This window comes from Vibrio pomeroyi (genome assembly GCF_024347595.1).
In the GTDB taxonomy this organism is placed as follows: domain Bacteria; phylum Pseudomonadota; class Gammaproteobacteria; order Enterobacterales; family Vibrionaceae; genus Vibrio; species Vibrio pomeroyi.
Map to the genome: position 1 here is coordinate 3,552,535 of NZ_AP025506.1, position 19,703 is coordinate 3,572,237.

Annotated in this window: 18 protein-coding genes and 1 riboswitch; of the genes, 8 read left to right on the forward strand and 10 right to left on the reverse strand. The window is 46.1% G+C overall.

Going from position 1 to position 19,703, the window contains the following annotated elements:
- Positions 1–86: 86 nt before the first annotated feature.
- Entirely contained in the window at positions 87–1,844 is a 1,758-nt protein-coding gene (gene ggt, locus OCV12_RS15795) for a gamma-glutamyltransferase (RefSeq protein WP_261885022.1), read from the forward strand.
- 785 nt (positions 1,845–2,629) lie between these two features.
- Complete coding sequence (tpx, locus tag OCV12_RS15800; RefSeq protein ID WP_261885023.1) at positions 2,630–3,127, forward strand: thiol peroxidase; 498 nt, start codon at positions 2,630–2,632, stop codon at positions 3,125–3,127.
- Positions 3,128–3,248: 121 nt separating this feature from the next.
- On the opposite strand, the gene uvrD is transcribed toward tpx, so the two are convergent.
- Complete coding sequence (gene uvrD / locus OCV12_RS15805) at positions 3,249–5,423, reverse strand: DNA helicase II (protein ID WP_132936176.1); 2,175 nt, start codon at positions 5,421–5,423, stop codon at positions 3,249–3,251.
- Between the two features lie 264 nt (positions 5,424–5,687).
- Between uvrD and OCV12_RS15810 the strand changes: the two genes are divergently transcribed.
- The 4 genes from OCV12_RS15810 (at position 5,688) to OCV12_RS15825 (ending at position 8,097) form a co-directional block, all read left to right on the forward strand.
- The gene (locus OCV12_RS15810; RefSeq protein WP_076654523.1) at positions 5,688–5,948 is read left to right on the forward strand and encodes a BufA1 family periplasmic bufferin-type metallophore; all 261 of its coding nucleotides are present in this window, start codon (positions 5,688–5,690) and stop codon (positions 5,946–5,948) included.
- A gap of 64 nt (positions 5,949–6,012) precedes the next feature.
- Entirely contained in the window at positions 6,013–6,873 is an 861-nt protein-coding gene (gene bufB, locus OCV12_RS15815) for an MNIO family bufferin maturase (RefSeq protein ID WP_261885024.1), read from the forward strand.
- A complete protein-coding gene (locus tag OCV12_RS15820) occupies positions 6,870–7,637 on the forward strand; it encodes an HvfC/BufC N-terminal domain-containing protein (protein ID WP_261885025.1) in 768 nt (255 codons plus the stop codon). The genes bufB and OCV12_RS15820 overlap by 4 nt, the downstream gene beginning before the upstream one ends.
- 1 nt (position 7,638) lies before the next feature.
- Positions 7,639–8,097, forward strand: coding sequence for a DoxX family protein (locus tag OCV12_RS15825; protein ID WP_086715425.1), 459 nt, complete (start codon positions 7,639–7,641; stop codon positions 8,095–8,097).
- Between the two features lie 100 nt (positions 8,098–8,197).
- Here OCV12_RS15825 and tsrA read toward each other — a convergent pair whose 3' ends face one another.
- The gene (gene tsrA, locus OCV12_RS15830) at positions 8,198–8,479 is read right to left on the reverse strand and encodes an H-NS-like global regulator TsrA (protein ID WP_009848181.1); all 282 of its coding nucleotides are present in this window, start codon (positions 8,477–8,479) and stop codon (positions 8,198–8,200) included.
- A gap of 102 nt (positions 8,480–8,581) precedes the next feature.
- The gene (locus tag OCV12_RS15835) at positions 8,582–9,781 is read right to left on the reverse strand and encodes a multidrug effflux MFS transporter (protein ID WP_261885026.1); all 1,200 of its coding nucleotides are present in this window, start codon (positions 9,779–9,781) and stop codon (positions 8,582–8,584) included.
- A 101-nt stretch (positions 9,782–9,882) separates the two neighbouring features.
- On the opposite strand from OCV12_RS15835, the gene OCV12_RS15840 reads away from it, so the two are divergent.
- Positions 9,883–10,824: a LysR family transcriptional regulator gene (locus tag OCV12_RS15840; protein ID WP_012605070.1), complete on the forward strand. Its 942-nt coding sequence runs from the start codon at positions 9,883–9,885 to the stop codon at positions 10,822–10,824.
- Between the two features lie 122 nt (positions 10,825–10,946).
- Positions 10,947–12,737: an aminopeptidase P family protein gene (locus OCV12_RS15845; protein ID WP_261885027.1), complete on the forward strand. Its 1,791-nt coding sequence runs from the start codon at positions 10,947–10,949 to the stop codon at positions 12,735–12,737.
- Between the two features lie 136 nt (positions 12,738–12,873).
- Here OCV12_RS15845 and thiH read toward each other — a convergent pair whose 3' ends face one another.
- From thiH to crcB, 7 genes are all read right to left on the reverse strand, one after another.
- Positions 12,874–13,986: a 2-iminoacetate synthase ThiH gene (gene thiH / locus OCV12_RS15850; RefSeq protein WP_261885028.1), complete on the reverse strand. Its 1,113-nt coding sequence runs from the start codon at positions 13,984–13,986 to the stop codon at positions 12,874–12,876.
- 7 nt (positions 13,987–13,993) lie between these two features.
- Positions 13,994–14,758, reverse strand: coding sequence for a thiazole synthase (locus tag OCV12_RS15855; protein ID WP_048662847.1), 765 nt, complete (start codon positions 14,756–14,758; stop codon positions 13,994–13,996).
- A gap of 2 nt (positions 14,759–14,760) precedes the next feature.
- Complete coding sequence (thiS, locus tag OCV12_RS15860; protein WP_016795174.1) at positions 14,761–14,970, reverse strand: sulfur carrier protein ThiS; 210 nt, start codon at positions 14,968–14,970, stop codon at positions 14,761–14,763.
- Positions 14,967–15,749, reverse strand: coding sequence for a HesA/MoeB/ThiF family protein (locus OCV12_RS15865; protein ID WP_261885029.1), 783 nt, complete (start codon positions 15,747–15,749; stop codon positions 14,967–14,969). The genes thiS and OCV12_RS15865 overlap by 4 nt, the downstream gene beginning before the upstream one ends.
- Complete coding sequence (locus OCV12_RS15870) at positions 15,739–17,031, reverse strand: thiamine phosphate synthase (RefSeq protein WP_261885030.1); 1,293 nt, start codon at positions 17,029–17,031, stop codon at positions 15,739–15,741. The genes OCV12_RS15865 and OCV12_RS15870 overlap by 11 nt, the downstream gene beginning before the upstream one ends.
- Positions 17,031–18,980, reverse strand: coding sequence for a phosphomethylpyrimidine synthase ThiC (thiC, locus tag OCV12_RS15875; protein WP_261885031.1), 1,950 nt, complete (start codon positions 18,978–18,980; stop codon positions 17,031–17,033). Before thiC ends, OCV12_RS15870 begins: the two co-directional genes overlap by 1 nt.
- Positions 18,981–19,109: 129 nt before the next feature.
- Positions 19,110–19,208, reverse strand: a riboswitch (TPP riboswitch).
- 62 nt (positions 19,209–19,270) lie between these two features.
- Positions 19,271–19,654, reverse strand: a complete 384-nt coding sequence (crcB, locus tag OCV12_RS15880; protein ID WP_029405270.1) for a fluoride efflux transporter CrcB — start codon at positions 19,652–19,654, stop codon at positions 19,271–19,273.
- Positions 19,655–19,703 lie beyond the last annotated feature (49 nt).

A 19,703-nucleotide genomic window follows, 5' to 3' on the forward strand; every position in this document is an offset into this window, starting at 1 on the left:
AATCAAGATTACAATTCGTTAACAACGTACTGGCTATCTTATCTTTCCACTGCCAATCTAGCTCTGCATATTAAAAGGAGAAGATCATGCAGTGGAAAACAAAACTAACAACCCTCGCCACTTCTACCCTACTTTTTGCCTCTCACGTCAGTTGGGCAAATCAAGCTGCCGATTCCGTCGCTCCAGAACAAAGTAGTGGTTTAGAAACCAAACAACTCGTTAAAGCCAACGACTGGATGGTCACTGCGGCCAACCCTCTGGCAACCCAAGCGGGCGCCGATGTACTTGCTCGTGGTGGTAACGCGATTGATGCCATGGTTGCCGTCCAGCTTATGCTTGGCTTAGTGGAGCCTCAGTCATCAGGTATTGGTGGTGGTGCGTTCCTTGTTTATTTTGATGGCAAGGACAAGCAACTCAAAACCTACGATGGTCGTGAAACTGCACCACTTGATGCCACACCACGTCTGTTCCAAGACGAAAACGGACAACCGCTTAAGTTTTACGATGCTGTGGTTGGTGGTCGCTCTGTAGCGACACCTGGCACCGTGCAACTACTGTGGGACACTCACCAAAAATACGGCAAGTTAGAGTGGGCATCCCTAATCAAACCTATCGCTCAACTGGCTGAAAAAGGTTTTACCATCAGCCCTCGTCTAGCGACCTTGATTGAAAATGACCAAGAGCGACTAAGCCGCTTTGCGACAACTAAAGCCTACTTCTTTAATGCCGATGGCAGCCCAAAAACCGCAGGTACGCTACTTAAGAACCCAGAATACGCGGCAACGCTAAACGCTATCTCAAAGGATGGTGCTAAGGCTTTCTATCAAGGCGAGATTTCTGCTGACATCATCAACACAGTTCAAACGGCTAAAGGTAACCCGGGCGTCTTGGCGCAAAAAGACTTCGATGCGTATTCAATTAAGCAACGTGAACCGGTTTGTTCCGCTTATGAGAGTTACGATATCTGTGGAATGGGACCACCAAGTTCAGGCGCATTAACGGTTGGACAGATCTTGGCGATGACCGAGCAGTTTGATCTTAAATCCTGGGGACCAAACGATGCGAAATCTTGGCAAGTGTTAGCGGACGCTTCTCGTTTAGCCTTTGCAGACCGTGGTATGTACATGGCAGACCAAGATTACGTGCCAATGCCAACCCAAGGGTTAGTGAATACTGACTATTTGCAGGAACGTGCTCAGCTAATTACTGCTGGAAAGGCATTAGAGAGTGCACCATCAGGCACCCCACCGTGGGATCACGCCATGCTGCGCAGCCAAGATGTGTCTATTGAACTTCCTTCCACCAGCCACTTCAATATTGTCGATAGCGATGGCAATGTCGTATCGATGACCACCACCATTGAGAACGCATTTGGCTCACGCCTGATGGTAAGAGGCTTCCTACTCAACAACGAACTGACCGACTTCTCATTCAAGACTCATAACGATGGCAAGCCTATCGCGAACCGACTTGAACCGGGTAAGCGCCCACGCTCTTCAATGGCACCAACCATTATCATGCAAGACGATAAACCTTACATGGCGATCGGTTCTCCGGGCGGCAGTCGTATCATAGGTTATGTGGCACAAGCTATTATTGCCCACACCCAATGGGACATGGATATCCAACAAGCGATCAACCAACCACACTTCCTAAACCGTTTCGGAACTTTAGATTTGGAAAAAGGAACCTCGGCGGAAAACTTTAAACCTGAGCTAGAAAAGATGGGATTTGAGGTCAACGTTCGCGATCTTAACTCGGGTTTACACGCTATTCGCATCACAAAAGATGGTCTAGAAGGTGCTGCAGACCCTCGTCGTGAAGGTGCCGCTATCGGCCAATAAGAGAAAATACTCCCTTTTTACTCCCTGTCTTGTGCGAGATCTCTCACAAGGCAGTGAGTAAATATCGATATTTAACTACGAAATTAAGCACCTAGATATTGTAACCAATTGAAATTAAACAATACGTACATTTATCATTCAAATAATTATATAGAAATTCGCTTATGCACCATTGCTGATAAATAAGGAATCGGTAATATGAATGGTGTCGGAAGGATGCTGACACGGAACAGGAAACGCCAAGGACTTGGTTATCTTCAGGATGAAGATTCGATTACTCAGGATGAATAATCGGCATGGATAGCGAAATGGACATTGAATGGACGCAATAGTAACTAGGATGGTTGCTACTAAGGAAAGACAATGGACACCTCTGGACGAGGAAAGGACTGAACATCAGGATGATGTAAAGGACACCGCTCAAGGAACAAGTGACGCGCGCTAACGAGGATTGTTGGCAGATCAGGATAAGATCAAGGACACCGCTAGGAAGGCGACGAAAGGAATACGCTGAAGGATAACAGCACACTATCATGGATTTGATGCATGGAGCACACTTAGTAGCCGGATTGCTGCGAGTAAGACTATAGACCCCGATGAGCGCAAGCTCTCGGGGTTTTTCTTTATCTGTCGTCCCACCTTTTCTTCCCCTAAAACAAATAAATCACAGACCTTTGATTACAATTCTGACATTTAAACCATTCACTTCTTAACCACTTCCGAGTAACGTAAGTCTTACTAGGCTCAACTAGTTTCATAACCATAATTAAATTAAGGACAAATTCATGTCACACGTTACCTTCAAAGGCGCTGCTGTACCGCTAACTGGCATATTCCCACAAACTGGCGAACAGGCACCAAGCTTTGCACTGACCGCAGGCGATCTTTCTGAACTGACTCTTGCTTCTCTTGCTGGCAAGAAAGTGGTTCTAAACATCTTCCCAAGCATCGACACAGCAACTTGTGCAACGAGCGTACGTACGTTCAACGCAAAAGCGGCAGAACTTGAGAACACGGTTGTTGTTTGTATTTCTGCTGACCTACCATTTGCTGCAGGTCGCTTCTGCGAACTAGAAGGCATTGAAGGTGTTCAACACGCTTCGACTTTCCGTTCTCCTGCATTCGCATCAGACTACGGCGTAGCGATTGCTGAAGGCCCACTAGCAAGCCTAACAACACGTGCGGTTGTCGTTGTTGATGAAAAAGGTGTGGTAACACACAGCGAGTTAGTTGCAGAGATCACTGAAGAGCCAAACTACGAAGCGGCACTTGCAGCACTGTAAACCCCTTCTAGTCAGTCATGTATTGTGATCGCCTAAAGCGGTACAACATAAAAAAAGAGCAGCCATTGGCTGCTCTTTTTGTTTTCAATAATGAATGGTTATTAGATGCTGAAGTATTAGATTAAAGCTGCTCTAAACGCGCGTAAGCCGTTACTAACCACTTAATGCCTTCACCGTTAAACGCGACTTGAACTCGGCTCTGAGGGCCACTTCCCTCGAAGTTAATGATAGTGCCTTCACCAAACTTAGGGTGCTTCACGCGAGAACCCAAGCTAAAGCCTGTTTCATTGAAGTTCTCTTTCACAGCAGTTTGGCTAAAGCGACCACTGCTTGCAGGGCGGCTGACTTGCGCTTTCATACGCACTTCATCCAGACAAGTCTCTGGCAGCTCACGAATAAAGCGCGATGGCTTGTGGTATTTATCCTGACCGTACAGACGACGCATTTCTGCGTAAGTGATGTAAAGCTTCTCCATCGCACGGGTCATGCCTACGTAACATAGGCGGCGCTCTTCTTCTAAACGCCCCGCTTCTTCGGCCGACATCTGGCTTGGGAACATGCCTTCTTCGACACCCACCATAAACACCATTGGGAATTCTAGGCCTTTAGCACTGTGCAATGTCATCAACTGAACCGCATCATCAAACTCATCGGCCTGACCTTCACCCGCTTCCAAAGCTGCGTGAGTTAAGAACGCCGTCAGCATACTCATCTCATCCGCTTCTTCCGGTTTTTCAAACTGGCGCGTTGCCGTTACCAATTCTTCCAAGTTCTCGATACGTGCTTTCGACTTCTCACCCTTCTCTTGCTCGTACATCGCAAACAGACCCGATGATTTGATCACGTGGTCAGTTTGTTCATGCAGGCTAAGCTCTAACGTGTCGTCTTCTAGCGCGTTAATTAGTTCGATAAAACGGCTCAGTGCACCCGCAGCACGGCCTGGCAGTACTTGTTCTTCTATCAAAGCAAGACTTGCTTGCCACATCGTTGCACCACGGTCACGCGCTGCGAAACGAATCGTCTCTAGGGTTTTATCACCCAAACCACGCGTTGGTGTGTTTACCACACGTTCAAAAGCCGCATCATCGTTACGGTTCCCCATTAAGCGCATGTAACTCAAGGCATCTCGGATTTCCTGACGCTCGAAGAATCGCATGCCGCCGTAGATTCGGTAAGGCAAACCACCTTGAATCAAAGCTTCTTCAAGAACACGAGACTGGGCGTTATTACGATAAAGCATTGCGGTATCTTCTAACGCGCCGCCTTTCTCCTGCCACTCTTTGATCTTGCTAACCGTGAAACGCGCTTCATCGAGCTCGTTGTATGCCGAGTACACTGAGATTGGCTCGCCATCGTTGCCGTCTGTCCACAACTCTTTACCCATACGCTCGGTGTTGTTCGAGATAAGCTCGTTCGACGCCTGCAGAATGGTTTTGGTTGAACGGTAGTTTTGTTCTAGTCGAACCGTTGAAGCGCCCGGGAATTCATCCAAGAACTTCTGAATATTTTCGATCTTAGCACCACGCCAGCCATAGATAGATTGGTCATCATCGCCCACGATCATCACACGACAATCAGGCCCCGCCATCATGCGTAGCCAAGCATATTGGATGTTGTTGGTATCTTGAAATTCGTCGACAAGAATGTGCTTGAAGCGAGCTTGGTAGTGCTCTCGGATATGCTTCTTATCACGCAGCAGTTCGTGTGCTCTTAGCAAGATCTCCGCAAAATCGACCAAGCCTGCACGGTCACATGCCTCTTGGTAAGCAGAGTAGATCTTAAGCCATGTTTGAGTTACTGGATCATGGTAGGCATCAATGTGACTTGGGCGTAGACCTTCATCTTTCTTGCCGTTGATCCACCAAGAAGCTTGCTTGGCAGGCCACTGTTTTTCATCGAGGTTTTGCGCCTTGATTAAGCGACGCAGCAAACGAATCTGATCATCTGAATCGATGATCTGGAAATCTTCTGGCAGTTTTGCATCTAGGTAGTGAGCGCGAAGGATACGGTGACAGATGCCGTGGAAGGTACCGTTCCACATGCCTGACGAGCTACCCATCATCAACTCTTCAATACGACCACGCATCTCTGCTGCCGCTTTGTTGGTGAAGGTAACCGACATAATAGAGAACGGTGATGCTTGCTCTACGCTTTGCAGCCAAGCAATACGATGCACCAACACTCGCGTTTTACCACTACCAGCACCTGCCAGAATAAGTAGGTTTTCTAAAGGTGCCGCGACCGCCTCACGTTGTTTGTCGTTTAGGCCATCGAGTAAAAGCGAAGGATCTATCATTGGATATGCTCACTACTGGGTATTTATACATAAAAGTTGATTATAACCTAAACACTAGGCTGCGTTTAGGATAATAAGAAGAAAAAACAATCAAAAATTAACATCATAAAATCAGTAACTTAAACCATGAATTATCATTAATATTGATATTTTTTATAATGCCATGAAATTATTTCCTAGTTCTTCCTATCCTTTTTAGTAAGCAAGTTAACAATTCATTAACCTGCGATGTAAAAATACTATTAAGTCCTAGAGGGAATGACTATGAAAAATTCTAATCTTGCTGTTACAGCTGCAATCACAAGTGTACTAGCGTTTGGCGGTGCAGTTCTTACATCAGCACCTGCGGAAGCAGCAGCGAAAGAAAAATGCTACGGCGTGGCAAAAGCTGGCCAAAATGACTGTGCAACCAAAACAAGCTCATGTGCAGGTACAGCAAAAGAAGACAACCAATCCGATGCATTCGTAGTCGTTCCTAAAGGACTATGTGGCAAATTAACTGGTGGTAACACTCAATCATCATAATTGAGCTGCTTAGTATGGTGGGCTGATATTCAGCTCACCTCCACTTCCGATTAGGAGAACCGTTGTGAATCAAACTCTTCACCCCAACGCAGGGGTTGGCCTTAGAACACCGCACTTGGACTTCTTTAGCCAAAATCCATCTCTAGTGAGTTGGTTGGAGGTTCACAGCGAGAACTACTTTTTAGCTCAATCATCGCAACGCCAACAACTCAGAGAAATTCGTAACGCACACAACATAAGTTGCCACGGTGTTGGGTTGTCTCTTGGTTCTGTTGAGCGTATCAATCAACACCATCTGGTGCAGTTAAAAGATCTGATTGATGATATCGAACCTTTCTTGGTTTCTGACCACCTCAGCTGGAGTCAGACTGGCGGGCATTACTTCAATGACTTGCTACCGCTGCCTTACACAGAAGAAGCGTTGGAAGTGTTCTGTCGTAATGTCATCGAGGTTCAAGATAGCCTGCAACGCCCTATGCTGATTGAGAACCCATCGAGTTACCTAGCCTTCAAACATTCTACTATTCCTGAATGGGAATTTTTGGCTGAGGTACAAAAGCGCACAGAGTGCCGACTGTTACTCGATTTCAATAATATTTTCGTCTCATCTTTTAATCATGGCTTCAGTTGTGAAGAGTACTTAAGCGGAATACCTGCAGACAAAGTGGAAGAGATTCACTTGGCAGGTTTTACCAAAAAGAAGCTTGAACAAGGTGAGATCTGGATAGACACACACAGTAAACCTGTCTGTGACGAAGTGTGGAAACTCTACACTCGCTGGGTTGCACAACATGGTTTGCGCCATACCTTGATTGAGTGGGATCTCGATATCCCAGAGCCACAAGTTTTATTGGCTGAAGCAACCAAAGCCAGTGACATCTTGTATCAACACGACAAGTTCAACCAAAGGAGTCGCGCATCATGAGCCACTCCCTAGCAGATGTTCAATTGGAGTTTGCTAACGCCCTACGCTACCAAAACAATGGTGAGCACTGCGACATAGTGAGCGACCATTTTACCGATGAACAGCGAATCCAGATTTACCGTAATAACTTTGTGATCAGCTTGAGCGAAGTTCTGGCAGCAACCTACCCACTTACGGAAATGTTGGTTGGTGAAGAGTGCTTCCAACAGATGGCTCGTCAACATGTCTTAAGTTATCCATCGACCTCTGGTGATGTCAGTGGTTACGGTGAACATTTTGAACAGACTATCCAAGCCTTTCCTGCCGTTATTGAGGCTGCACCTTATCTCGGTGAAGTGGCTTTATATGAATGGCAGAAAGACAGCTTGGTAAGGTTTTCGTCACAAGCACATGTCGACCAGAGACCTCTTTCTTGTCTGGCCGATATACCACAAGAGCAACAAGGCGCTTTGGTCTTTCATCTCAAAGATGCAATAACACTGATTCATTCTAGTTACACGATTATCGCGCTTGAACAAGCTATCTACCAGCAACAACTTGACGGGCTAGACATCAATCAAGCTGAATTTGGGGTGTTAATCCGAGCTGAGAATTCACAGGTTGAGAGCCATGGTTTGAGTGAAGAGAGCTACCAACTCCTCACTGAATTGCAATCAGGTCAAACACTCTCAGCGATAGACCCTTTATTACTTCAACATCTGAATACTGTTATGGCGCTAAACGTCATCTCAGGTTTTTCAATCAATGCCGAATTGGAGACATAACATGGATAACAACACAGTCACGAACATGATGGCTCAATACGACAGTTTGATTGAGAAATCACAGGCACTTTTTGTTCCAGTACTTCTACTATTTTGTCGCCTTTGGGTGGCGTGGGTATTCTTTAATTCTGGACTCACCAAGATAGCAACTTGGGATAGCACGCTCTACTTGTTTGAGCTGGAATACCAAGTGCCATTGCTACCTTGGGAATTGGCGGCTTACATGGGGACTGCCGCTGAGTTAATTCTGCCGGTGTTCTTAGCACTCGGTTTATTAACACGACCTATGGCTGCGGTGTTGTTCGTTTTCAATATCATTGCTGTCGTGTCTTACCCGGTATTGTGGGATCAAGGTTTCTACGACCATCAGCTTTGGGGATTAATGATTCTTATTGTTGTCGTGTGGGGCGCAGGACCATTCTCACTTGATAGAGTTTTGAAAGCGCAATTCAGGAATTAAGATGAGTTGTCACCTCTTTTGAACTGCTAAAGCTAAATTGCTACAGCCCAAACGCAAAAAACCACTCAATTGAGTGGTTTCTTTTTTAACTGGGATAAGCTTACTTGTTTAGAAAAGCTTGTAGCTCTTCAGCAGAGATGCCTTGCTCTGCAAGTTCTTTTGCCAATAGCTGAACCTGCTCACCCTTACGAGACTCTACCACACGCTGAAATTGGTAAATGATATCTCGCAAAGTATCGATTGGAACTTGTTTTGCCGCACTGCGAATACGCTCTTCACTTTGGTTGCCTAGCTCTTTAAGCAGTTTACCAAACATGACCTTTTCAGGTGCATCTTCCATTTGTTCTAAGACGCGCGCCATTTCGTAGGTTGTTAATGACATTACAGTATTTTCCGTTGGGGACTAACGTTTCAATGAGTGACAAATATACCATGTTTTAACGTTTCGAAAACCGCCATTTGTATATTTTGTCACCCTTGTAACTTATGCCTTAGCAAACGTCGTGTGCCAAGACTTACCCGCTTTACTCGCAAGCACTAATAACGCAGGAACAATCAGGAACATTTGTAGAGCGATCATCACTTGCGATGTGAAATCAAGACGTTGCATGGTACCCACAAGAAGCCCTGAACCGCTCATTTGGAACAAGCCAAGCAGCGCAGCAGCTGTACCCGCACGGTCACCGAAAGGTTCTAGAGCTTTACCTGCCGCAGCACCAAGAATCCAAGCAAAGCCAACCGACGATAAGAAGATTGGTAGCATGAACGCGATTGGAGTCGCGTGCTCAGCAAGCACCAACATAATCACGCCCGCTAAGCCCAGCGTGGAGATACCTACAACCAATGCCTTGTAACTACCAAAACGGTCCATAAACTTAGGCGCTGTGAATGCAGCAGTGATGTTGATAGCTGCGTTAATACCAAACCAGAAGGTAAACTCATTCATCGTCAAACCTAGGTTCTCCATTAACACAACCGGTGCAGAAGTAACATAAGCAAGAATTACCGCCATCGCCATCAAACACAAGGTTGCATGGAAAAGGAACGATGGTGTTTTCAGTACTGACCAGTAACGCTCCAGTTTGAACACAGCAACCTTCTCTGTCGCCGGGTTAGATTCTTTCATTTGGAAGAATAAGATGCTGCCAACGACCACCGCGAAGCCAGCCATAAAGCTGAAGTTCGAACGCCAGCCAAATTGATGTGTTAACCAAGCGCCAAGAATTGGTGCCAATGCAGGGATAAAACAGATCGCACCATTGAGGTAGCTGATCATACGGCCACTTTTCTCTGGGCCAAATAGATCGCGAACCGTTGCAAAGGCAGCTACAGAAGTCGCACAAGCTCCTAAGCCTTGTAGCAGCCGAGCTATTAGCATCATATCAATCGATTGAGCTGCCCACGCCAAGCAAGCACTCAATGCATAGATACTAACACCTCCCAATGCAACGGTTCGACGTCCTAACTTATCAGCCAAAGGGCCAGCAAACAGTTGGCCGACACCCATGGCAAATAAAAACCAAGTAATCGTATCTTGTGCTAGTGCATGTTCCACGTGAAACGCTGTCGAAATTTGTGGCAGAGCTGGTAGGTAGATATCAATAGCCAAAGGGCTAAATAGAACCAGCATTGCCAATAAAGCAACCTGCAGTTTACTAGGGGTTGGAAGCGCGTTAGAAGGCACAAGATTCTCCGGATGAGTTAATTTAGGTGCATAATAACCAACTAAAGATATGAACAAAAATGGCATATACTCATTAGCATTATTCCAAATAGGAAACTCACATGAATATCGAGAAACTATCACGCCTCGACCTCAATCTATTAGTTTGCTTGCAGGTGCTGATGGAAGAGCTGAGTGTTACTCGCACTGCGCATCGGTTGTGCCTTAGCCAGTCAGCCGTGAGTAAGTCATTGGCCAAACTTCGTGAGCAATTTAATGATCCCCTTTTCACGCGAAGTGCTCATGGTCTGCGACCAACACCAAAGGCCGTTTTTCTCAAACCTAGATTAGAAACGCTGATCAACCAACTTGATGTGCTCACCCAACCAGAGACCTTCATTCCCAACAACAGTGACCACAGTTTTCACATTGCGGCGGTTGAGAGTGTTTACCCGCTTATTCTTCCCCACTTCTTACCAGCGATATTTCGACAAGCCCCTAAGGTGAATATCAACACTCACGCTTGGACGGAGCAAACCTTTAAGAAATTGCAGCTTGGTGAACTCGATATCGGACTCACGGGTAAGGATATCGACATCAACGACGCGCGTTTAACCATGCTGCCGCCAGATGATATTTGCGAACAAGAGATCTATCGCGATGCACAAATGTGTGTGCTAAGACGTAACCACCCTGCTCTGAGCGGCAAATGGGATCTGGAAACCTACCTCGCACAGCGTCATGTACAAGTAAGATGTGATGGTAACGATCGTTGGTTACTCGACTACAAACTTGCCGACCTTGGTCATCAGCGAGATATCGCCATTTCTGTTCCTGACTTCAACAGTGCGGCTAGCCTGTGCACTTACACTGACTTTGTGTTTACGGCACCAAGTCACTTCACCTATCTTGTTGCCAAGCAGCTCGACTTAGTCGTTGTCCCTCTGCCGATGGAATTCCCGCCGATGGCATACACTCTGTTTTGGCACCGTGATAGAGAAAATGACCCAGCGTTAACTTGGTTGCGAGATATCATCAAAGAAAAAACTCTGCACCTTAGATAAAAATGGCGTACAGCGTTTGCAGCCAACGAACAAAAGCGCTAGCTTATTGACCTAATAAGTCCCCTCACATGTATATCTACTGTGAGTGTTAACAAGGACCCTAACAATAAGGATAAACACAGATGCACAATATCACTGCGGAACGCGTTACTGCGGTTCGAGCTTGGCTTGAAGCAAACCAACTAGATGCCGTTATCATCCCACACGAAGATGAGTACCTAGGCGAATACGTTCCAGCTCATAACGAGCGACTTCACTGGTTAACTGGTTTCACTGGCTCTGCAGGTGCAGCGGTTATCACTCGTGAAAACGCTGCTATTTTTGTTGATGGTCGCTATACCGTTCAGGTTCGCAAGCAGGTACCAGCAGAGTTATTTGAGTATCGCCACCTTATTGAAGAGCCAGCTTTAGATTGGATCATCAATTCACTAGCACAAGGCAGCAAGGTTGCATTCGACCCACGCATGCATACAGCAGCTTGGTTGAAAGGCGCACAAGCGAAACTGACTGATAAAGTCGAACTCACAACATTAACAGCAAACCCGATTGATGAGCTTTGGTCTGATCGTCCTGAGCCTGTTGTATCTGATGTTCGCCTAATGGCGACAGACGCCGTTGGTCAATCAAGTGAAAGCAAACGCGCTGAAATTGCAGGCCTACTAAAAGCCAAAGGTGCGGATGCCGCTATCCTTACTGAGCTAGACTCTATTTGTTGGTTACTCAACGTTCGTGGTTTGGACGTGTCTCGCCTACCAGTCGTGTTATCTAATGCCATCATTCACGCCGATGAAAGTGTCGATTTCTTCTTAGATCCAGCGCGTATTCCTGCAGGCTTTGAAGCGCACGTTGGTAATGATATTCGTGTTTCTCACCCATCAGAGCTCGAAGCACGTCTTCAATCTTTAGAAGGTAAGAATGTGTCAGTTGATTCAGGCACAAGCAACGCTTGGTACACGCTTGTTCTACAAAACGCAGGCGCTCATATCATTGAAGCAGCAGACCCGTGCTTAATGCCAAAGGCTGCTAAGAACGCAACTGAAATTGCGGGCATGAAAGCGTGTCACATTCGTGATGGTGTTGCGATGGCCAAGTTCTTGTCTTGGATTGATGCTGAAGTCTCGCAAGGTAACCTACACAACGAAGCGGTATTGGCTGACAAAGTACAATCGTTCCGCGAACAAGATCCAACGCTAATGGACTTAAGTTTTGACACGATTTCAGCAGCAGGCGGCAACGCAGCTATGTGTCACTACAACCATGAGAACCAACCTGAACCAGGTCAGCTAGAACTGAATACTCTGTACCTAGTCGATTCAGGCGGTCAGTACTTAGATGGTACGACCGACATCACTCGTACTATCGCGATTGGCCAACCAAGCGACGAAATGATTCAGCAGTTCACATTAGCGCTTAAAGGTCACATCGGCATTGCTCGTGCGCGTTTCCCACGAGGTACTCGTGGTTTCCAACTTGATATCTTAGCCCGTCAGCACTTATGGGCAGAAGGCTTCGATTACGATCATGGTACTGGTCACGGTGTTGGTCACTTCCTAAGTGTTCATGAAGGTCCGCAAAGCATCTCTAAGAAGCTGATCGACGTCCCTCTTGTTGAAGGTATGGTGTTATCAAACGAGCCGGGTTACTACCGTGCTGATGAGTTTGGTATCCGCATCGAGAACCTAGAATTGGTAGTTGAGCTGCCAACTCAAGGTGACTTCTCAGTACTAACGTTTGAATCGCTAACACGTTGCCCTATCGATAAGCGCAACATCAACGTCGATCTACTAACCCGACCTGAACTTGCGTGGCTGAACGATTACCACCAGAAAGTATGGAATGATGTTAGTCCACTAGTTGAAGGTGATACGTTGGAATGGCTACGTCAGTCAACAACACCACTTGCTCACGCTTAATACATTTCTAGGCAGGTAACTGAACCAAAACTAGTTGCCTCAGTTAGATATTAAAACGGCTACCCTTAGGTAGCCGTTTTTGTTTGTCGATTTCACATCATTGATGTTTCACGTGGAACATTAACCAAGATGTTAGTTAGCCTGAGTAAGCACTGTGCCAATCACGCCACACCGGGTCGAAGCCGCGTTGACGAATCATAGCCTCAACATCAGTCGCACTTCGCTCATCACTTATCTCAAACTGCTCAAGCTCTTCCTCACCCGAAGCATAACCGCCCGGTTGAGTTTTTGACGCGGCGGACATGCTAGTGATACCTAACGGCAACACGTTATCGCGGAACGTTGCAGATTCACGAGTCGAAAGAGACAACTCAACCTCAGGGTTTAATAATCGATAGGCACAGATAAGTTGTACTAACTGCTTATCACTCATAATCGACTTGGGTTGCAAACCACCCTCGCATGGACGAAGACGTGGGAACGAAATCGAGTAACGCGTTTGCCAGTAAGTTCGCTCTAAGTAATCCAAATGAGCGGCCACGAAGAAACAGTCTGTTCGCCAATCTTCCAAGCCAATCAAAGCACCAATCCCTATCTTATCAATACCCGCTTTTGCCAGACGATCAGGCGTTTCGAGCCGGTATTCAAAATCCATTTTATTGCCACGTAAGTGGTGCTCAGCGTAGGTACTTGGGCTATATGTTTCTTGGTAAACCATCACAGCATCTAAGCCAAGGGTTTTGAGTTCAGCGTAGTCGTCTTGATCAAGCGGCTGAACTTCCATCGCAAGGTAGTTAAATTGCGCTTTGATATTCGGCAGCACCTGGCGGAAATACTTCATCCCAACCTTAGTTTCGTGCTCACCGGTCACCAACAATACGCTATCGAATTTCATCTTTTTGATGGCCGCGCTCTCGGCATCAATTTCATCCAAGGTTAATGTGCGACGCTTGATACGGTTCTCCATTGAGAAGCCACAGTAGGTACACGCGTTCGCACACAAGTTCGATAAGTACAAAGGAATATACAGCGACATCGTATTACCAAATCGCTTACGTGTTAACGCCAACGATTGTTGTGCCATCTGCTCTAAGTAAGGTTCTGCAGCCGGAGAGATCAAAGCCTTAAAATCCTCTAAGTCACGTTTGGGTTTACTCAGAGCACGTTCAACATCCGCCGCCGTTTTACTGAAGATAGACATACCAATGTCATCCCAGTTGAGCTGTTTAAATCGATCAACAAACGTCATGGTAATACTACTCGTCTAGGAATGAGGTTAACGGGCTGGATGCAACCGCATGAGACACTTGACCTGCTAACCCAGCAAGGTAAGCCATACGACCCGCTTCAACTGCCAACTTAAAGGCAATCGCCATTTCAACAGGCTGTTGAGAAGCAGCAATCGCAGTATTCACTAACACAGCATCTGCACCCATTTCCATTGCACGTGCAGCATGTGATGGAGCACCAATGCCAGCATCAACAATCACAGGAACGTTGGCTTGGTCGATAATAATCTCTAAGAAGTCGGCTGACGCGATTCCCTTATTCGAACCAATCGGCGCACCTAGTGGCATCACAGCAGCACAACCTACCTCTTCTAAGCGCTTACACAAGACAGGGTCGGCGTGGCAATAAGGCAACACAACAAAGCCATCTTTCACTAGTTGCTCAGCAGCGTTAAGTGTCTCGATTGGGTCTGGCATCAAGTACTTTGGATCCGGATGAATCTCAAGCTTTAGCCAGTTAGTACCGAGTGCTTCGCGAGCCAAGTGTGCGGCAAAAATCGCATCCTTCGCGTTCTTCGCACCAGAGGTATTCGGAAGTAGATTAACGCCAGCATCAATAATTGGCTGCAAAATATCATCTTGCTCAGAACGAATATCAACTCTCTTCAGTGCCATGGTTGCCAGTTGAGAACCTGACGCTTCGATAGCACTCGCCATCAAATGCTTGTTTGCGAACTTGCCAGTTCCCGTGAACAGACGTGATTGAAATGTTTTATCTGCGATGGTTAACATGGTTAGCCCCCTGCAATAGCTTGGAAAAGAGAGATGGAATCGCCTTCGTTGACGATGGTTTTTTGCCATTGACTGCGTGGTACAACCGCATTATTGATAGCAAATACACACCCTAAATCAGGTAGCGATAGTGCTTGGATGATGTCTGAAAGAGACGACGATTGCGCGACCTGCTCTGGTTGCTCGTTTATAGAAATAGTTATGTGGCTCATTGTGCTTCTTCTTCTAGGTGTTGGATCGCAGTTGTGTTGCAAACCGGACATTCGCTATCTTGCGTGACCATTAGGTTTTGCCAGTTCATGGTCTGGCCATCGAACAGCTTTAGTTGATGTGTTGCGACTTTAAACTCGCCACTACTAATACGCTGAATAGCAGCAAGAGCTTGGAGGTTACCTATAGTGCCAACCACTGGACCAATGATGCCGCTATCACTACAACGCGTTGTTTGTGGATGGTGCTCAAACGGGAAAAGGCAGTGGTAACACCCTTTCTGGTTCTGATAATCAAAGACAATAAATTGACCTTTCCAGCCGATTGCGGAACCCGATATCAAAGGCGTATTCGCTTTAAAACAAGCTCGGTTAACCTGCTGCCGTGACGCGAAGTTGTCAGTACAATCCAACACGAGATCAGCCAACATGACTTCTAATTCAATTTGGCTTTCACTCATTCGTTGATTGATGGTTCTTACTTGGCTGCGGTCATTTAGTTCATTCAGTTGTTGTTTGAGTGCTTCAACCTTAGGTGAACCTAATTGGTTTTCCTTGAACGCTACTTGTCTATGTAGGTTCGACGAATCAACACAATCGTCATCGACCAACACGATTCTTCCCACACCAGAAGCTGCGAGATAGAGAGAAGCCGCATTACCTAAACCACCACAACCAATCACCAACACATGGCTGTTTAACAGGTTTCGTTGCCCTTGCTCACCCACCTCAGGTAATGCAATTTGTCGTTGGTAACGGATGAACTCAAAGTCACTCAACATAGCTAGGCTCCCGCATAACCTCTTTACTAAGCGTTGAAGAGCTAGGAGCCATTAGCTTGTCGAAGAATTCGATCACTTTTTGTGGGTCTTCCGCTAATGTAATCGCACGTACAACCGCTAAGCTCGATACACCACAATCCCAAACCTGCGCAGCTGTCGATTGGTCAATACCACCAATAGCCACCGTCGGATAACCAGTAAGTTCTTCTGTATATGGGATGGTATCAATTAGCTGTTGGTACAGAGATAAACGCACCAAGCCTTGAGGCTTGGATGGCATCTGTTTCGTTGTGGTCGGAAATATATGGCCTAGTGCAATGTAGCTTGGATTGATTTGGACGATGCGTAGCAACTCATAATAACCATGAGTCGATAGACCGATCTTAATACCCGCTTGGCTCAGTTGGGAAAGGTTTGATTCTTCGATATCCTCTTGCCCCAGATGCACACCAAAAGCACCATGCTTAAGTGCAAGCTGCCAGTAATCGTTAATAAAAACCTGAGCGTTATATTCTCGACCAAGTTCGATCGACCGTGCGACTTGTTGCTCTAAGTCGGCTTGTTGAGGGTTCTTAATACGCAGTTGGACGGTGTTGATTCCAAGTTTAAGCAACCTTTCTATCCACTCAACATCATCAACAACCGGGTATAAGCCAAGGCTATTTTTGCTTAACTCGGGGAAGGAAAGTGATGTCCCTTGGTTGGCCCAACCAACACTGATATCCAGTCGTTCATCTTCTAGAACAGGGATAGGAAAATTTTGATAGTGTGCTGGCCATGTTCCACGTGAAACATTCGATGCAGCGCGAGCTAAAACCAACGCGTCTTCCAATGGAAATTCCAACGCCAATAAAGTAAGTAACCAAGCAAAGTGACCACGACTATCTAAGTCTTTATGAGCTGTAGTTTCACTCTTGATAACACGATTAGCATCTAGGTGTGACCAGATATCTAACACAGCTGAATCATCGGGGACTCCGATATAGACGGTGTTCGAAGCTTGAGTCAAAGCGGCACAAACATCGGTTAAAGCAACTGAATTACTGTAATCAACAACATGGTTCAGTTGCGCTAACTGACACTCCGCCAATGAATCAATATCATGAGCAAAGCCAATAGATAGTGCCTGTTGAGCATCAACGATAGAGAAGTATCGAGTTGGGCTTACACCCAACTCAACTGCATCAGTTGCTAAACCTTGTCGTTTAGCAACCAATAGACAGTTTTGAACCTCCCCCGTTAACTCGATGTATTGAGATGGGATGAGAATCTTCACTGTCATTATTCCTCTAATTGAGCTTCTTTTACGCCTACAGCAGGGTGATAAAGTTCAGAGCCAGTATCACGGAACTCCTGTGATTTTTGACGCATTCCCTCCAACGGGTTATCTAGCATCTTAATCTCGATAGCCTGATCAGCGGCTACTTGCTCTGTGTCTTTCGCATACTCTCGAACTTCTTGAGAAATCTTCATCGAGCAGAACTTAGGCCCACACATAGAGCAGAAGTGAGCAACCTTGCCCGACTCTTGTGGCAGAGTTTCATCGTGGAAAGAACGCGCTGTTTCTGGATCTAAAGCTAGATTAAATTGGTCTTCCCAACGGAATTCAAAACGAGCTTTAGATAATGCATTATCTCGGATTTGTGCGCCCGGATGCCCTTTTGCCAAGTCTGCTGCATGTGCTGCCAGCTTGTAAGTAATCAAGCCAGTCTTCACATCTTCTTTATTTGGTAAGCCCAGATGCTCTTTAGGTGTTACATAACAAAGCATCGCACAGCCGTACCAACCAATCATTGCCGCGCCAATACCAGAGGTAATGTGGTCATAACCAGGTGCGATATCTGTAGTCAGTGGGCCTAATGTATAGAAAGGTGCTTCATGGCAGTGCTCTAACTGCTCGTCCATGTTCTCTTTAATAAGATGCATAGGTACATGTCCAGGACCTTCAATGATCACCTGAACATCGTATTCCCAAGCCACTTTAGTCAGCTCACCTAGAGTACGTAACTCAGAAAATTGAGCCTCATCGTTGGCATCAGCAATAGAGCCAGGACGTAGGCCGTCACCTAGTGACAAAGCTACATCGTACTTCGCACAGATCTCACAGATCTCGCGGAAGTGTGTGTATAGAAAGCTTTCTTGGTGATGAGCAAGACACCATTTCGCGATAATAGAGCCACCACGAGAGACAATACCAGTCACGCGTTTAGCCGTCATAGGAACGTAACGAAGCAGTAAACCTGCATGGATAGTGAAGTAATCAACACCCTGCTCCGCTTGTTCAATCAAGGTATCGCGCATCACTTCCCAGTTAAGGTCTTCGGCTACGCCATTAACTTTTTCAAGCGCCTGATACATAGGAACTGTACCAATTGGCACTGGGCTGTTGCGCAGAATCCATTCGCGAGTCTCGTGGATATTACGGCCAGTAGAAAGGTCCATTACGGTATCGCCGCCCCAGCGAGTCGACCATACTAGCTTCTCAACTTCTTCTTCAATCGAAGAGCTTACAGAAGAGTTACCGATATTGGCGTTCACTTTCACTAAGAAGTTTCGGCCAATAATCATAGGTTCTGATTCTGGGTGGTTGATGTTTGAAGGGATAATAGCTCGACCTTCAGCAACCTCTTTACGCACGAACTCAGGAGTGATTTCTTTCGGCAGGTTTGCACCAAAGTTATGGCCAGGGTGTTGATGGTTAAGCTGCTCATCAGCGAACTTCTGACGTCCCATGTTCTCACGTATGGCAATGTACTCCATTTCAGGTGTGATAATACCCTGACGAGCATAGTGCAGCTGAGTAACACATTGGTCGCCAGTAGCGCGACGAATTCGAGGCAGGTTTCCGTAACGAAGGTCGTCTAGGGTTTCATCTTCTAAACGTTCTTTGGTGTAAACAGAGCTTACATCATCAAGCAATTCCGTATCACCACGCTCTTCAATCCATTGCTCTCGCAACTTAGGAAGGCCGCTATAAAGGTCTATTTCATGCGTAGGATCGGTATAAACACCGGAGGTGTCGTAGACATGAATAGGCTCATTAGGTTCGAATACAGGCTCTTTTTTGGTACCACCAACAAGGCTATCTGCGAGTGAAATTTCTCGTACAGGAACTTGAATATCCTCTCGAGAACCTTGGATGTAAGCTTTTTTTGAATTTGGATAAGGTTGTACGGATAAAGAATCGATGAAATTCTTCGCTTCCAGTCTTGCTTGTTTACGACTCGACATAGCATTTTTCCTTGGCTTTTAGCCATTATTTATAGGGATAAAAATGCTTGACGGATTAGATGCGACAAGAGGGATCACGGTAAGAAATACAGTTGTGATCTGGAGATAGATCTCTAGAAGGATTCTAGTTAGATATCTACTCTTGTTCCCTTCGCAGGTATTAGCCTGATCAGGTTCAACGGATCCCGAGTTAACGGTCTCAGCCATATGGCACTCCGACAAGTTCGATCGAGTATATAAAAACGGCTTGGATAAACCAAGCCGAGTTGTTAACAAATCGTAAGAAAGTTTTAAGACTTTATCAAAAGTTGGAAGCCGATCCATGCTGCCGAGATACTGAGAACCACGTTGAGCAGCACATTGAGCCCCATCTTAAAGAAAGCGCCCTGCTGCATAAGAAGTACGTTATCCATCGAAAATGTAGAAAACGTCGTCAGGGCTCCAAGGAAACCAAGGCCGATGATCTGTCTCCATGGTTCAGTCGCAACCATCTCATTTTCAAATGCGGCGATGAGCAAACCCATAATGAAGGAGCCGATCACGTTAACAGTTAGCGTACCGTAAGGAAAACCACGCCCTAACATCACGACACATAACTCTGAAATCAAATAGCGCGAACAAGCACCAAATGCACCACCAATGGCAATAAAACCTAAAATAGATAGCTGACCCATGAATCCTCCCAAATAACAGTCCCTATATTCTAGCTTTACCACCGATAAA